At 66.4% G+C, this 868-nt stretch carries 2 protein-coding genes; one reads left to right on the forward strand and one right to left on the reverse strand.

Features of this window, described 5'->3' with window-relative positions; translation table 11 throughout:
- Nucleotides 1–190, forward strand: a 190-nt coding sequence (locus AC01FP_RS18050; RefSeq protein WP_474482181.1) for a hypothetical protein, incomplete at its 5' end; no start/stop codon positions are given.
- Between the two features lie 35 nt (nucleotides 191–225).
- Here the strand turns inward: AC01FP_RS18050 and AC01FP_RS18055 are convergent.
- The coding region (locus tag AC01FP_RS18055; RefSeq protein WP_474482182.1) for a hypothetical protein at nucleotides 226–868 on the reverse strand (643 nt) is incomplete at its 5' end.

Below are 868 nucleotides of genomic sequence, written 5' to 3' on the forward strand. Positions count from 1 at the left end.
CATGGAGCTGGTCGCCTGCCGCCCCTGGCTAGAACGCCCCCATCATGGCCGCGAGTTCCTTGCCCAGCGCTTCGGCGCCGATCTTCATGCCCGTGATTGCGCCCCCGGCCAGCGCCAGGAGGAGTGCCAAAACCAACAAGCCCAGCAGGCCAAGTGCCGTCATGCCAAATGCTCCGTCAAGAAAGGGTGAGTCAAGGGTTGGGATCCGGGGAAAGACGAGCGCGGTCACTGCGCCTGCACGCGCCGGTGGGTGAGCTCGGAGGCGATCTCGTTCACGACCTCGGCCATCATCGAGGCCTTTTGCGAGTCGCCGTGCTGCGCAAAGAGCATCTGCGCTTCGCGCGCGAGCGCCAAGGCCTCATCAAGGGGGCTGGCCACCGGGTCCTGGCCTTCGGCGGTGACGGAGGTCGGTTCGGGCACCAGGCCGCGCAACACGTTGGCTTTGTTCGCAATCGTGTTGGCGTACTCCAGTGGCGTGTCGCGCGGGTTGCGCACTTTCAGCGCTTCGTCGTAGGCGGCCAGTGCGCGCAGGTTGTTCTCCAGCACGTGGCTGCTGCTGGCGTACTGCAGCGCATTGCCCAGGTTGTTGTTGATCATCGCGTACTCGCTGGGGTGGTCCACGAGGTTGATGACCTTGAGCACTTCCTCGAACGACTGCACCGCCAGGGCCTCGCGCATGCGGCCGCGCTCGTCGGTGGCGGGCATGGACAGGTAGCAGATGGCCAGGTTGTTGTGCAGCACCGCGTACTCCTGCGCGAAGCGCTCGCGCGTGAAGGTGCGCAGCGCGCGGTGGTAGGCCGCAATCGCGTCGGTGATGCGGCCGCGGCCCTGGCCGCACAGGGCCTGCAGCACGAGGCCCAGGTTCAAT

The sequence above is a fragment of the Cyanobium sp. NIVA-CYA 375 genome (assembly GCF_056108345.1).